This is a genomic window from Opitutus sp. (assembly GCA_024998815.1).
GTDB lineage: Bacteria > Verrucomicrobiota > Verrucomicrobiia > Opitutales > Opitutaceae > Rariglobus.
In genome coordinates this window covers 714,540-728,027 of record JACEUQ010000001.1, presented here as the reverse complement: position 1 = coordinate 728,027, position 13,488 = coordinate 714,540, and the positions used below count along the sequence as shown (strand labels likewise).

The 13,488-nt window shown below is 61.7% G+C and carries 13 protein-coding genes; all 13 read right to left on the bottom strand.

Annotated elements, in window-relative coordinates:
• Positions 1 to 6 precede the first annotated feature (6 nt).
• A complete protein-coding gene (locus H2170_03140) occupies positions 7 to 654 on the bottom strand; it encodes a class I SAM-dependent methyltransferase (protein MCS6299085.1) in 648 nt (215 codons plus the stop codon).
• The gene (locus tag H2170_03135) at positions 651 to 1,403 is read right to left on the bottom strand and encodes a PIG-L family deacetylase (GenBank protein ID MCS6299084.1); all 753 of its coding nucleotides are present in this window, start codon (positions 1,401 to 1,403) and stop codon (positions 651 to 653) included. Before H2170_03135 ends, H2170_03140 begins: the two co-directional genes overlap by 4 nt.
• Positions 1,404 to 1,412: 9 nt before the next feature.
• Entirely contained in the window at positions 1,413 to 2,450 is a 1,038-nt protein-coding gene (locus H2170_03130) for a glycosyltransferase (protein MCS6299083.1), read from the bottom strand.
• Between the two features lie 56 nt (positions 2,451 to 2,506).
• Positions 2,507 to 3,778, bottom strand: a complete 1,272-nt coding sequence (locus tag H2170_03125) for a glycosyltransferase (protein ID MCS6299082.1) — start codon at positions 3,776 to 3,778, stop codon at positions 2,507 to 2,509.
• A gap of 214 nt (positions 3,779 to 3,992) precedes the next feature.
• Positions 3,993 to 4,742 (bottom strand): FkbM family methyltransferase, encoded by a 750-nt coding sequence (locus tag H2170_03120; GenBank protein ID MCS6299081.1) that lies wholly within the window; start codon positions 4,740 to 4,742, stop codon positions 3,993 to 3,995.
• Positions 4,743 to 4,747: 5 nt separating this feature from the next.
• Entirely contained in the window at positions 4,748 to 5,842 is a 1,095-nt protein-coding gene (locus H2170_03115; protein MCS6299080.1) for an acyltransferase, read from the bottom strand.
• Positions 5,839 to 7,014: a glycosyltransferase family 1 protein gene (locus H2170_03110; protein ID MCS6299079.1), complete on the bottom strand. Its 1,176-nt coding sequence runs from the start codon at positions 7,012 to 7,014 to the stop codon at positions 5,839 to 5,841. Before H2170_03110 ends, H2170_03115 begins: the two co-directional genes overlap by 4 nt.
• A complete protein-coding gene (locus tag H2170_03105; protein MCS6299078.1) occupies positions 7,011 to 7,772 on the bottom strand; it encodes an FkbM family methyltransferase in 762 nt (253 codons plus the stop codon). Before H2170_03105 ends, H2170_03110 begins: the two co-directional genes overlap by 4 nt.
• Entirely contained in the window at positions 7,769 to 8,728 is a 960-nt protein-coding gene (locus H2170_03100; GenBank protein MCS6299077.1) for a glycosyltransferase family 2 protein, read from the bottom strand. The genes H2170_03105 and H2170_03100 overlap by 4 nt, the downstream gene beginning before the upstream one ends.
• Complete coding sequence (locus H2170_03095) at positions 8,725 to 9,651, bottom strand: glycosyltransferase family 2 protein (protein ID MCS6299076.1); 927 nt, start codon at positions 9,649 to 9,651, stop codon at positions 8,725 to 8,727. The genes H2170_03100 and H2170_03095 overlap by 4 nt, the downstream gene beginning before the upstream one ends.
• A complete protein-coding gene (locus H2170_03090; protein ID MCS6299075.1) occupies positions 9,648 to 10,988 on the bottom strand; it encodes a glycosyltransferase family 4 protein in 1,341 nt (446 codons plus the stop codon). Before H2170_03090 ends, H2170_03095 begins: the two co-directional genes overlap by 4 nt.
• Positions 10,989 to 10,992: 4 nt before the next feature.
• Positions 10,993 to 12,258: an ATP-binding cassette domain-containing protein gene (locus tag H2170_03085; GenBank protein ID MCS6299074.1), complete on the bottom strand. Its 1,266-nt coding sequence runs from the start codon at positions 12,256 to 12,258 to the stop codon at positions 10,993 to 10,995.
• 3 nt (positions 12,259 to 12,261) lie between these two features.
• Positions 12,262 to 13,101 carry an ABC transporter permease gene (locus H2170_03080; GenBank protein ID MCS6299073.1) on the bottom strand — a complete coding sequence of 280 codons (840 nt, stop codon included), beginning with the start codon at positions 13,099 to 13,101 and terminating at the stop codon, positions 12,262 to 12,264.
• Positions 13,102 to 13,488 lie beyond the last annotated feature (387 nt).

Below are 13,488 nucleotides of genomic sequence, written 5' to 3'. Positions count from 1 at the left end.
GTGATTCTACGCGCGCAGACGCAACGATCGAATGTCCCAGATCTGACCCTTGGTGTTCGTGATCACCTGAGAATCGGAAAAATCGAAATTGCGGGCGAGTCGCTGCCAGAATTCGACGTGATTGCCCGACTGAAAATGCGAGACCAAGAGGACGCCGTCGGCGGGTAGGGTGGCGGCGAAACGTAGCGCGGTGCGCAGGGGATCGGGCGCGTAACCGAGGCATTCATTGAACGTGATCACATCGTAACTTCCCGGCTGCGGGGTCCACGTTTCGAAGTCGTGGAGTTGAAATTGGTCGAGCGGGGCAGGACGGCCGAGCGCTTTGGCTAAACGGATTCCTTCGGCTGACAGGTCCACTCCGAGATAACCGTCGAGTGCGGCCGGATTGAGCAAACTGACCAGCCTTCCGGAACCGCAGCCTAGGTCCAGCAAGCGGGGGCGAGGCCTGGCTGCGTGGATGCAGGCGGCGAGGCGTTCGTTGCGGGCAAGTTCATCGGGCCCGAAAAAGTGGTCCCAGGCACCGGAGGCGTATTCGTGGTCGAGCGCGGCGGCGTGGATGGGTTGCCCGAGGCCCAAGCGGCGACCGTACAGGCGAAAACTAATCTGGTGGCGAATACGGGCCCACAAGGAGGGGCGGGAGGGGACGGAGTTCATGAGCGAAGTTTTAGGAAAAATTCCTCCTCGGGCGAGAAGGCGTTGGCGAACTGGGGCGGCACCACCGCTTGGGTCCACGGCGGAGTTGGCTGGAACTGGGAGCGGTAGCAGGCGAGCGCCTTGGTTTTGGTGGCACCCTTTCCGTGAAAGCTCAGGCAGTGAACCTGTCCCGCCAAAAACAAGACGCGCAGAAACAGGCGTGGGCTATAGGCCGCCCAGACAAGGTATTCGATGAGTAGGGGGCGAACCTGGGCATGGTTTAGGGCTGCTGTGACCAGCGGGAAGGCGGCCTCATGTTCAGAGCTGCCGTCTCGCCGGTACGCGACCAACTTGGTTGCCGGCTGTAGCCGGCAAAGGAGCGAGCTAAGAGCGTTCACCGCTCGTTCGCGTTCGCCTGGCGCAAGTCGGGGCAGTTCACCGTCGGGCAGATCGATGAAGGTGAGCTCGTCGGCTGGCACCCCCAGACAAGCCGTCGCCGCGATCGCCTCGGCCTGTCGTAGTTTGGCGAGTGCCGTCGGTGTGAGCGAGGGATGGCCGCGGTGCGATTGGCTGCCGTCGGTTAAAAATGCGATGTGAACCTGTCGGCCGGCCTTGCGTTCACGCATGATCAGGCCGCCGCAACCGAGCGTTTCATCGTCGGGATGGGGCGCGATAATCAGGAGCGGCCCCGGGGGCAGGAGCAGGGGCCGGGCGCGCCAACTCAGGATCAGGCGAAGCAAGCGGAGCAACAGTAGACGGAAGTGGGGCATGGCACTGAGTTATTTTACCCACACCTGCACCCCGTAGAGCGATTCGTAACGGGCCGCCACGACTTGGGTGCTAAAATGATTTTCCGCTGACTTCCGGCAAGCGGCTCGATCCAGCTGGGGTAAGCGTTTCACCGCAGCCACGCCGTCTTCCACACTTTGAATGGTGATACCGGTCACTCCTTGGCGGATGATTTCCGGTAACGCACCGCGATTACACGTGATTACCGGCGTGCCCGCGGCCAGGGCTTCCGCGAAAACGATCCCAAACGGCTCATCCCACTGGATGGGCACCAAGAGGGCGGCCGAGCGGCCGAGCAACTCGTTTTTTTTGACGTCGCCGACTTCGCCAATCCATTCGATGCCGTCGCGCCCCAAATGCGGAGCCACTTTTTGGTCGAAGAAATCCTTTTCTTGGCCGGCGGTGGGGGCGTTACCTGCGATGAGCAGCCGCCGTCCTGAGCGACGGGCGATCTCGATGGCTAGGTCCGGCCCTTTGATCGACTCCACCCGGCTAAGAAACAAGAGTGGGGCATCCGCCGGCACGCTGGGCACAAAATCAATCTTGGTGAGATCCACGAAATTGGGGATCGCGGTCCAGTCGCCGCCGCCATTGCGGCCTTGGCGGCAGATAAACTCACTGCACCCGGTAAATCGTAGGGTGCCTGGCCGGGCCAGCCATTGCGCGATGCGAATGGGGCGGGGCGTGACATGCCGCTGGTAGGACATGATTTTGGGCAGACGAGTGGGCAGCAGCGCGAACAGGTAGGCGAGGCGGCCAAAACTGTGGACCACGTCGGGGCGGAACTTACGCACGGCCCGCTGGAGTGCGGCGGCGTTGCGCAACGTGTCGAGGGTGCTGCCGACGCGTTCGCCAGGCCAGGGGAAGAACGCATCCGCCTGACAGGTGGAGCCGGCCTTGGCGGTGAGCGCGACGACATGGCCCTTGGCGCGTAGTTCACCCACCAAGGAATCCACGATCCGCTCAATCCCGCCGTAGCCCACCGGCGGCACGGGAATCATCGGATCGGCAACAAGAAGGATGCGCATGGATGCAGGGGTTGAGACCGCGGTAGGGCTGCCGGGAATATTTGAGTGGCAGCCGCTCATGCCTGCCGCTTTTGCGTCTCAGTGCTGCCCCGGGGAACGGCTGATTGAGCGGGGAGCGCGAGCGCGGATTCCACCAGCGAGAGGAGCCGAGGAGCTTCCTGTTCCCAGCAAAAGGTTGTCTCGGCGGCCCGGCGAGCGGCCCGGCGCATCGTCATCAGGCGGCCCGGCGAGCGGAGTAATTCATCGAGGTGCCGCGCGAGGGTCGGCGCATCGGTGAGGTTGATCAGTTCCCCGGCTCCAGGGGCTTGTTCGAGCACCTCGCGCTGGCCGGCTGTGGCGGTGGCGAGTACCGCGAGGCCGGCGTTCAGGTACTGAAGAATTTTATTTGTGATGGTGAGACTCCGGCTAACAGGTGAATCCGGTTCCAGCGCCAAACCGATATCCTGATGGGCTAAAATCCCCGGCAGTTCCGCTGGAGTGACGAGGGTTCTAAATTCGAGTTGCTGGCGGCGCCCGGCGGGGACGCGGGCTTGGAGCGCGGTGCGGTAGGTTTCACAGCTATCACCCAAAAGCCGGAGGCAGCTGGGCGAATCCATCAGGCTCCACGCATCGATGAACGCCTCCAGCCCGCGGCCCGGGCCAATCGTTTGGGAAAACCAAATAAACACCGGTGGCGTGTTGGCCGTGAATGCGGGTGCGGTTTGCAGCGGAAAGGAATTGGTCAGCACCGTAGGACGGTGGCCGCCATACGTCACCTGCAGCGCCTGAGCCAGCGCCTTCGAAGTCGTGGTGCTGTAAATCGCGTGCTGCAGGAGTTGCTGCTCCACTCGGGCGAGCAGTTTGAGCGGGCGTTCCGACCTGGCTTCAGGAAGTAAATCCTGAGAATGCCAGTCTTCAAAATCGGCCGCCACGTTGCGGCCGCGGGCAATCAGCTCCGCGCCAATACAAAAGGCCATCTCCGTGTGCACAATCGTGAGATCGGCCGGGTACCGCAACGCGAGTTGGGCCAGGGCTGAAACCGGCCCGAGCGCATTGGGCGATTCGAAGCCGAGTCGCAGTCCAATCCTGCGGGCTAAATAACTGCGCAGCCGCGCGGAGTTTTTGGCCAAACGGCCCGACCAAGTGGAGCTGAGCTGATCGAGGCTGATTTTGCGGAAGCGGCACCCGCGCATGATGTCCCGGTCATGCGCTTCGAAGCGCTCGCTGTTGGCCACGTTCATGACCGTGACCGTGTAGCCCGCATCGCTCAGGGTGATCGCTTCCTTGAGAACGCGGGGGTTACGGCAGAGTTGGCCTGACCCGAGAATCAGAATCGAACGCGATTTCATTTAACGGGTAGGCTGTAACATTCAAAGAGTCGGATCAAACCAAGGCAGTTTGGCCGCGAAAGAACTCAAGGAGCGCAAAGAACAAACCCTGTAGTTCTATGCGTTCTCTGCGATCTTTCGCGGCTAAAAGGCTCGAAGTCTGCCCTTTGTGAGCGGCTCCGAAAACATTTCGCACAACCTGCTGGGTGGCGCGTTCGGGGAATCATGCTCGGCTTCATCGTGCGGAAGCAGGCAGTCGGGCATGGATATCGCCCCAGAGAAGGGGGTCTCGGGAGGTTTGTAGAATCCGAAGCAGGGCGGTGGCGTCGAGCCATTGGCAGCTGGTGAAGTGGTTGTCTTCACCCAAAGTATAATTGAACTCGTAGGGGCCAAGTTTTTGCAGGCGAGCGAGGCAGGTTTCGGCAACGTCTAGATATTCGCGGTTGAATTCGAAGGACAGCCAGCGAATCGGAGTATCAAGACCCGCCAATACCTGATGTTCGAAGCCTTCGACGTCGATTTTGCAAAAGTCGGGTTTGCCATGGACCGCGATCAGTTCGGCGAGGGTTCGCACGGGCACGGTTTCGGTGGCAACGTAGGGATGTTCGGCGGCGAAACGGCTGGTTTGGCCGATGTCGGATCGCAGGGATGCGACTTCGCTCAAATCGGCGGTCTTGTGCAGCACGGCCTGGCCGGGGGCGGCACCCATTGCACTCCGTTCCAGGTGCACTCCCTTGCGTCCGGGCGGAAATCGTCGGGCCAGGTCGGCGGCAAGCTTGGATTGGGGCTCAATTGCGACCACACGGGCGCCCAGGCTGCGGAAAATCAGCGTGTAGTTGCCGACGTTTGCCCCCACGTCGAATACCAGCGAACCGGGCTTCACGAACGCAGCGTAGAATGCGCGACGGGCGCGATGTCGCCAAAGGTAGCGTGCTTCGCGTAGTAAGGCGTAGGGGCGGGTTTTTCGAATGCGGGAAAAAATCATTTGAATCACGCGGTGGCGACGGAATAGGGACTGCTGGAGTGGGAAGAGAGACGGGTGCGTAGGGTTTCGCAACGACGCTCGATGAGATGATAAAACAGCAGCCCACTGGTAACCCCGACGATGAGGTGGCCGATCCAGACCCACGTGTAAGCGGCGCTATCCGGCGCGAGCAAACGATGGAAGAGGTTTAGCATCGGGCTCATAAAAGGGATATGGACCAGATAGATTGAATATGAGGCGAGTCCAATGGCGCAGAGGGCGCGGGGCGGTGGCGGTAGGCGAGGCTCCCACGCTAGCGAGGCGAGCAGGCATAGAGCAAAAGCCGGCGCGAAGGCGGCCGAGAGAGAAACCTCGGTTAATAAGGCGAGCGCCGCGAGAGCGAGGGGATACAGAAGCGCGAGAAACCTGACTGGGCTTGAGAGCTTGGTTTGCAGGGCTGAGTGAACGGCGAGCCCGCAGGCGAAGGCGGGCCAGGAGCCCAGCAAGGGGAACCAAGCGACTGGCGAATCCATGTGGGCGAGGGTGGTGATCGCCATGTAAAGCCAGAGGCGGTGCGAGGTCCTTCGCAGTGGTGCAAATAAAGCGGCCCCAACCAGCACGTAGAAACCAATTTCGTAGTCGAGGCTCCAACTGACCATCAGTTGCGGTTGGTGACCGGTCCAGTTGGTGACCAAGGTGAGGTTCGATAGTAAGGCGGAGGTTGATGAGGGGAATGCGGAGGACGGAGGCAGGCCGTTAAACGGCGTAGCGATCAGGGCGAGTAGCAGTGCGAGCAGAAGTGCGGCCCAATAGACCGGATAGATGCGCAGGAGCCGGTCTTTCCAGAATGCGATCACCCCACAGGTTTGGGCCGCGCGGATTTGCACCGCCTGTGCGAGGCAGAAGCCGGAAATCACAAAAAACATGGGCACACCCAACCATCCATGGTGACCGAGGGATGACATGACCGTAACCAGCGGGGAGTCCGTGGGTAGATTTGGAGTTTCAGATCCGTGGTAGAGCACGACGGCGAGGCACGCGATGGCGCGCCAGAGGTCAATCATCCCAGAGCGGCGGGCCTGCGGCACGAGGATGGCGGTGGACGGTGCGGCGTCGCTCATAAGATGCCGAGTTGACGAACCAGGCGATCCAGCGTGCAGGGGATAGTGTGTTCGGCGAGTGCGCGGCGCTGGCCGGCGGCGCGCAGACGGGCGCACCGGGCTGGATCGGATGCCAAGGCGCGGGTTTTTTCCACTAGTTCAGAGGCGTCGCGGTAGGTTTCGATTTCGGTGCCGGGTTCGTAGAGTTGCTCGATTCCTTCGGTCCACTCGGTGAGGTAACAGGCACCGGCCATCGGGGCTTCGATATCCCGCAAGCGGGAATAAGTGTCCGGCTTGGAGAGTGGGTGGCGGGGGCTTGGGTATCGGTTGACCCCGAGGCACACGGCTGCGCCTCGCGTGACCGACCAGTAATCATCGTCGGAAAGCAGCGGACCCGCGAAGGGCGCGAAATCGAAGTTGATTGGCGGCTCTGGGCGAAGTCGGGACTCTACTTTGCGCAGGAGTGCGGACACGCCGTGCTGGCGGAAAAAGGCCAGCTGGTTGGCAAAAAAGGTTCCCGGCAGGGCGGGTGACGGAATCATCGCGGGGGCGGGATCCTTCCAGCCGGGACCAAAGACGGTCGCTTTGAGTCCGATCGAAAAGGCTTCAGCAAAGAGTGCCGCTCGGGTGTGGTCGCGGGTGCCGATGAAGGAGGCGGGGCGGTGTTCAAGCACTAGCGGAGAGTGAAGTGAGGGTTCGATCCAGCAGGGCATGGGGGCGTGGATGAACGGGAGGCCGGCGCGGCGGTAGAGTGGGAGGGCCGTGAACTCGGGGACCCAGTGCAGGTCGAAGTGGGTGAACTCTCGGGGGATGCGGCGGAATTCTCGGACGTTGTCGCAGAATAAGTTAACCCGAGGTATTCCGAGGCGGCGGATATCCGCCAGCGATCCGGGGTGGATTTGTCCAGGGTAGAGATAGGATAAGAACAGGTCGATGGGCCGGCGGTTATGTTCGGCGCGAAGCCAATTGAGGGCGCGTGACCAAGTCGCCTCACGCCATTCGGCGAGTTCGCTCGGAGGGAGGGGCAGAAGACTGGCGGCCCAGTCGCAGCCGGGGGCTTCAAGGAGTTCATGGCCCACTTCACTGAGAGCAGCGGCGAAATACCGCCGCCAGAAACGGTACGCGGGCACGGGGTGGGGCGGGCCACCGAGGTCTTGCTGGGAGACCAGGCAGATGCGGAGGGGCCGACTCATGCGCTGCGTAGAAAAAGTGCGTCGGCTTGGGCGAAGGGAGCTCCGGGCTCGAGGTTGGCGCCGAGTGCGTGGAGGCGAAAGCCGCGTGCCTCGAGGTGGGAGAGGACATCCCCGAAAAGGGCCTGGCCGTCATAGAAGGCGCGAGTGCTGACTTCGCAGAGGACTGCACGGGCGGAGGCTAGTGCAGTTTCGCCACCGCGCAGGACGGCGAGCTCAAAGCCTTGCACGTCGAGTTTGATGAGGTCGGGTGGGGCGACGGCCCCGGAGGCGAGGAGATCGTCTAGGCGGGCGACGGGCACGGTGACGGTGGAGGTGGGGACGACCTTGAACTCGGCGCGGCCGGCATCGGATAGCGTAAGGAGGCTGGAGGCGTCTGCGAAGTCGGTAACGTGGAGAGTTGCTTGCCCGAGGCAGTCACCGAGTGCGAGGCGGTGTAGGCGGATGTCGCCGGGCCAAGTGCAGGTCCAGCGCGCGAAGTCAGCGGCGAAGCGATCAAGGGGTTCAAAAGCCTCTACGCGGGCGGCCGGGTAGAGGCTTTTTAGCAGGCAGGTCCAGGTGCCGGCGTTAGCTCCGATGTCGTGGACGATGGCCGGCGGATGGCTGGAAAGAAGTTGGAGCAGTTCAAGTGAATCGAGATGGCCGAGGGAAAGGGCGGCGGCGGGAGTGCCCTGAAGAGGACGGCGTCGGTTGTGGCGGCGCAGGGAAAGGGCAAGCCGTTCTAGGATGATGGCGGGGTTATAAAGTAGGCTGGCTCTCATGCGGGGCGTTTTCCGGAAAGAATTTGGAGTCTGCGAGCGGCGCGCCAGCCGAGCAGGGTGGAGGCGATGCGGAATGCGCGGCCGCCGGCGGGGCGGAGCGAGGAACCGCCTAGATCAGCGGCGCGGCGCTCGCAGGCTCCGACGAGATCGGGGGCGTCAGGATACATGGCGAAGGCGAGGCGAATAAAGAGGTCCGCACAGGCGCGACGCGATGCGGGTGTGTCGTCGGCTGCGAGCAGGTGGCAAGCGCAAGCCTCGTGGGAATGCCAAGCGGAATTCCATGCACGGCGGGACCGTGAATGGCTAAGGCTGTCGAGGATGCCGCTGCGGTAGTAAGAGTAGGCGTCGGGAATGAAGTAGACGTTCGAGGCGGCGAGGAGGGCGCGGCAGAAGTATTCGCCGTCATCATTGAGGGAGAGGGTTTCATTCCAAGGGCCAACGCGGTTGGTGAGCGTACGCGGTAGAAGCCACGCGGAGGGGGGCATCATGCCGCGGCCGGAAAAGTTTAAGCGAAGCCAGTCGAGTGGGTGAGAATCGCGCCAATTTTCTTCGGGGCTGAATACGGTGTCGGCGGGCGAACGGGTGAAGCGGCCCCAGGGGCCGGATGCGATGGAAATGGTGGGGGCGGTGGCCAGACGGGCGAGCTGGCGGGCGATCTTATCCGGGGCGAGCAGATCGTCGGCGTCGAGATATTGGATGAAATCGCCTTGGGCGAGGCGCAGGCCGTGGTTGCGGGCGGAGGAGGCTCCGGCGTTGGGTTGGGTGAAAACGCGCAGACGTCCAGGGTGGCGGTCCGCGTAGGAGCTAGCGATCCGCAGGGTGTCGTCCGGCGAGCCGTCATCGACAACGATGATTTCGCAACGCGGGTGGGTTTGCGCGAGGGCCGAATCGAGCGTTGCGGCCAGCCACGGGGCGGCGCGGTAGGCAGGGATGATGATGCTGACCAGCGGGCTCATGCGTGATCGCGCCGACGAATATAGCCGGCCCTAAACCGAAAGGTCGTGACGGGTAAAAAAAAACTGAGGGCGCGCACCCAGCGGGGCTCGGTCTGAGGCGAGCGCCGACCTAGGCGACGGGCGAGCGCGATGGCATGGGTGAGTTCGGGGCGTTGATGGTGGGCGAGGTGCCGAGCTGTGCGCCAGAGCTCATCAGCCAGCGCCAAGTGGTGGGTCGGGGCGAGTCGGTGGGCGGTTTTTCGCAGAAGCGCCAATCGGGCCAGGACGCATTTGGCTTGGTTGGCCGATGACATCGAGCCGGGCCGGCGTAGATTGATAATCGAGGCCCCGTCTTCCGCGCCAAAACTCAGGCCGGCCACGGCCATCCGCAGGTGAAACGCACAGTCCTCGTTGTAGAGCACCGCTGGGTCGGTGTCGTAGCCGCCCGCCCGGAGAAATGCCGCTTTGCGGTAAAGTCCGCAGAATGGGTTGATCTGCTCGGTGATCGCGTAGCGCAGGGGATCGGTGGCCAGCGCCTGGGGGTCAAAGTGCCGGATCGCGATGAGCTCGCCGCTGGCGATGTCCCGGTATTCGTAGTCGAACAATACGATGTCCGGACAGGTCGGGTTGGCCATTCGGCGGCGCGCCCGCTCCACAAAGTCGGGGGCCATGTCGTCGTCGGCGTCATGGAAGTGAATCCAGTCGCAGGCGGTGGCGGCGGCGAGGAGGTTTTTACCTTCCGAACAGCCGCGATTTTCCGCCCCATGAATCACCTGCGCGCCCCATTGGCTTGCCACCGCCGCCGTGTGGTCCGGGCTGGCGTCGTCGTAAACGAGGATTTCGTCAAAGCGGGAGGTTTGTTTGGCCGCCGATTGTAGCAAACGCGGAAGAAATTCCGCCGCATTGTAAGCGGGGATACACAGGGCGAGCGTTTGGGGTCTCATGGCTTGCCCAGCAAACGCTGGCTTATCCGGCTCACGACATGGCGACAGAGAGCTGCGAGCGGAATGCGGGAGAGTCCAGAGCAGGCCAACTGGCCGGGGATTTCCTTTTTCAGTTCGACCGGCGCGAAGATCGAGTTGAGTTCAGCGCCTTGGTTGGCTCGGCGGGGACCGGTCACGATCGACTGCAGGTGGGCTATTTCTAGGTGGGCGATTTTTTCGGGCAACAGGGCGTCTGTCACTGTGTCGTGCGCTGCTTGGCCGATGCGCTGGCGCTCTTCGGGGGAGAGTCGGTGAATCGTCCGGATGGCTTCGGCCAGCGCGCCATGGTCTCCGGAGGGGAAGGCAAAGCCGTTGACCCCGTGTTGGATCAGACTGGATGCCCCGGCCCCGCTTGAACAGATGACCAGCGCATGTGCGCTCATCGCTTCGACGGCGGTGAAATTGAAAACATCCCAGTCCGACGGTACGATTACGAAACTGGCGGATGCCTGCCGCTGGCGAATTTCTATCGGGGGTAAGGGGTCGAGCGGCCTGACTCGGTGGCCCCAGATTTCGGGAAATTGTTCAGTCAACCGGGCCGTAGTGTCGCGCCCGTCGGGGCCAACCGTGGAGCGTCCGATCCAATCGCATTGGGGTGCGGCCGAGCCAAGTTCTGTGAGGGCGCGGCACAAGGTGTCTGGCCCTTTCCATGATTGGATGCGGCCGACCACCAGAGCGTTTGGAGTTTGGGGCCTGCGCTCGGTCGGGGCCGGCGGAGTGAACGCCGGGTTGAGGTGAGCAACCGTGGTGTTCAGCCGCGAGCGCCACCACTGCTGGTTGCCCTGGCCGAAGGTCACTAATTCTGCGGCGTAGGGCAGCAGCAAGGTTTCGGCGAGCTGGAAGAGGCTTTCGGTGAGCGCAAATCCAGGTTGGGGCTCCCAGAGGGCGATCTGACCGGCACTGGCATGCAGGCGGACGCGGGTGGGCGGGGCACCGCTTTGGGTTAGCCAAGGGACGAATGAAAGCCCCCAATCGCAGCATTCCACGCAATCAAAACCTCGTCCTCCATTGGTTTGCTCCCAGGCCGTCCAAGCTGCCGCAAGGTGGCAGCTGAAATCAGGGGCGAGGGCAAACGAGGTGAAGCGTCCGGTCAGTCGGGTGACTCGCGTTTGATCGAGCGGGATGACCTCCACGCCTTGATCGGTGTAGGCGATCGGCCCGGCGGCGAGAGCCGAGCCGACCACTGCGGTGACGCTTAGTCCTTGTTTTACTAACGCAGGAAGAAGGGTGGCGTAGAACGTGGCGATGCCTCCGCCGAAGCCGGGCGGGTATTCCGGAATTATAAACAACAGCTTCATACGCTCAAAGATGCCGACTTGATTCGCCCTGCTCCATCCGCAGGTGGCTGATCACGCGGACCAGGCCGTGGTCCTGCCGGTAGGATCGGTTGGCGCCGGGCAGCATGGAGGGCGCGACTTCGAATGAGAGAATTTGCTCCGCGTTCAAGTGGGCTTTGCTGGCGAGGCTGTAGGCCGCGACTGAGATAAAATAGTGGCCGGGCATGAGCGGCAAACGCGATATCTCGCAGATGTAGGTGCGAGCTTGCTCCACGGATGTAAAATCTAGTCCTTCCTCGGCACCGCAGATGCTGGAGACCAACGTTCCGTAGGCATCGTGCAGCTTTATTACCGGCGAGATGCGTAGGGAGGCGTCATTACCTGACAGGGTGACTCGAAGTTCGCACGGGCAATCAAATGTGATCCGCTGTATGGCTTCACAGCTGCCTGGGGTGCACAGCCGAAGGTCGGTGAGTGTGACTTCATCGCCAATCACTGGCGAGAACTCAACGGCACCGGCCGTGGCTGCGCGCATGTAGGCATCCACCGTCGCGGTGGTGTCCCCCTTCATGGCCATGCAGCCAGTTTTAAGGTAAATGGCCGTGTCGCAGACGCTTTTTACCACGGCCAGGTTGTGGCTCACCAGCAGCACGGTTCGTCCGTGATTCAGGGTGACATCCCGAAGTTTACCCAAGCATTTGGCTTGGAAAGTGGAATCCCCCACTGCGAGCACTTCGTCCACGATGAGAATTTCCGGCTCGAGGTGGGCGGCGACCGAGAAGGCCAAGCGCACGTACATGCCGCTGCTATAACGCTTGACCGGCGTATCCACAAACCGCTCCACCTCAGCAAAGGCCACGATTTCGTCGAATTTCTGGCGGATCTCGGCCCGACTCATCCCAAGAATGGCCCCGTTGAGGTAAATGTTATCCCGGCCGGTCAGCTCAGGATGAAAGCCGGTGCCCACCTCCAGCAGGCTGGCAACGCGGCCCTTCAGCGTGATTCGACCGCTGGTGGGATCGGTGATGCGGGAGAGGATTTTCAGCAGGGTGGATTTGCCCGCGCCGTTGCGCCCGATGATGCCCACCACTTCGCCGCGTTTGATCTCGAAGTTAATGTCTCGCAGGGCCCAGAAGTCCTCGCAGGTGGGGGACGCCGCGCCGCGTAAGCGTTGCCACGCCTGCCGGGCCAAGTGAGGCAGGGTCTCGCATAGGGTGGTTTGCCTCGCCTGGTGGCTGATGCGGTAGCGCTTGGAGATGGCTTCGGCGCGGATGACGATGTCGTTGCTCATGGTTTAGATGATGTCGGCAAACGACTTTTCGGTGTGACGGAAATACCAGATTCCCGTGGCCAGTAAAATCGCCGTCCAGGCCAAGGTGAACAGCAGGCTTTGCCAGTAAAAGACGGTGCCTTCACTCAACAAGCACCAGCGGTAGGCGTCGATCACCCCGGTCATCGGATTAAGCGCGAGCAGGCTCTGCCAATTGGGTAGGAAATCCGTGCGATAACCGACCGGGGTGGCGAAGACGCCGATCTGCAAAAGGAAGGGGACGACGATGCGGAAATCGCGGAATCGCACGGTGAGCGCCGCCAGCCACAGACCTGCGCCGAGCGCGAGTAAGAGCGTCAGAAGGACAAATACCGGCAGAAACACCACGCGGTAGGTGGGGATCAATCCCGTCCATGCCAGCGAGGCGGCAAAAAGCCCCAACAGGATGGCGAAATCCACCAGCGCCACCCCGACGGTGGACAAGGGCACGGTGAGGCGGGGGAAGTAGATTTTGGAGATGAGGTGGGCATTGCCGACCAGGCTGCCGCTGGTGTTGCCGAGGGTGTTCGCAAACAATTGCCAGGCGAGCTGCCCGGCCATCACCACAATGAAATAAGGTTCATTACCCGAGGGCATCTTGGCCAGTCGCCCGAACACGAACGTGAAAATCACCACCGAAGCCAGGGGCTGAACCAGGGCCCAGGCTGCGCCGAGGATCGTTTGTTGGTAGCGTACCTTGATGTCGCGCCAGGCGAGGAAGCCGAGCAGTTCGCGGTAGCGCCACAGGTCGGCCCAGTAGTGGCGTTCGGTGCGGCCGGCCTCGATCACGAGTTCGGTCGGCGGGGTTGATGGTTTGGCGCTCATGCAGAGAGGTTCGGTGCCTTGACGTTGGCGTGGGTAAAAGAGAGCGGGTTCGGATTCAAAACGTTAACCACTTATGAACACTTATAACCACTGATCAATCCGCAGAGACCAAGATATCTTACTCAACTGACTGGCAGTTGCCTCTGGTTGGGCTTTTTCAGTGGCGATCAGAGCTAATCAGTGGTTAACCGGCTTGATGTTTGGTGTGCGCCTCTCAGACAACCCACATAAAGCCTGTCATGAACTACTTGGTTGGGGGAGCGAAGAAGGCAGGCGACAAAACTTAAGATTTTGCTGAAACCAATCTTATGATTTCAGCCAAATCCATTTAGCCGCGAAAGAACGCAGAGAACGCATAGAAAAACGGGAGGATTGTTCTTTGTGATC

Bases quoted from the DNA above. Each gene is read 5' to 3' on its own strand.
- H2170_03085 (MCS6299074.1), bottom strand. From the start codon at position 12,258: ATGAGCAACGACATCGTCATCCGCGCCGAAGCCATCTCCAAGCGCTAC.
- H2170_03095 (MCS6299076.1), bottom strand. From the start codon at position 9,651: ATGAGACCCCAAACGCTCGCCCTGTGTATCCCCGCTTACAATGCGGCG.
- H2170_03125 (MCS6299082.1), bottom strand. From the start codon at position 3,778: ATGAAATCGCGTTCGATTCTGATTCTCGGGTCAGGCCAACTCTGCCGT.
- H2170_03115 (MCS6299080.1), bottom strand. From the start codon at position 5,842: ATGAGCGACGCCGCACCGTCCACCGCCATCCTCGTGCCGCAGGCCCGC.
- H2170_03140 (MCS6299085.1), bottom strand. From the start codon at position 654: ATGAACTCCGTCCCCTCCCGCCCCTCCTTGTGGGCCCGTATTCGCCAC.
- H2170_03105 (MCS6299078.1), bottom strand. From the start codon at position 7,772: ATGAGAGCCAGCCTACTTTATAACCCCGCCATCATCCTAGAACGGCTT.
- H2170_03090 (MCS6299075.1), bottom strand. From the start codon at position 10,988: ATGAAGCTGTTGTTTATAATTCCGGAATACCCGCCCGGCTTCGGCGGA.
- H2170_03100 (MCS6299077.1), bottom strand. From the start codon at position 8,728: ATGAGCCCGCTGGTCAGCATCATCATCCCTGCCTACCGCGCCGCCCCG.
- H2170_03135 (MCS6299084.1), bottom strand. From the start codon at position 1,403: ATGCCCCACTTCCGTCTACTGTTGCTCCGCTTGCTTCGCCTGATCCTG.
- H2170_03080 (MCS6299073.1), bottom strand. From the start codon at position 13,101: ATGAGCGCCAAACCATCAACCCCGCCGACCGAACTCGTGATCGAGGCC.
- H2170_03130 (MCS6299083.1), bottom strand. From the start codon at position 2,450: ATGCGCATCCTTCTTGTTGCCGATCCGATGATTCCCGTGCCGCCGGTG.
- H2170_03110 (MCS6299079.1), bottom strand. From the start codon at position 7,014: ATGAGTCGGCCCCTCCGCATCTGCCTGGTCTCCCAGCAAGACCTCGGT.
- H2170_03120 (MCS6299081.1), bottom strand. From the start codon at position 4,742: ATGATTTTTTCCCGCATTCGAAAAACCCGCCCCTACGCCTTACTACGC.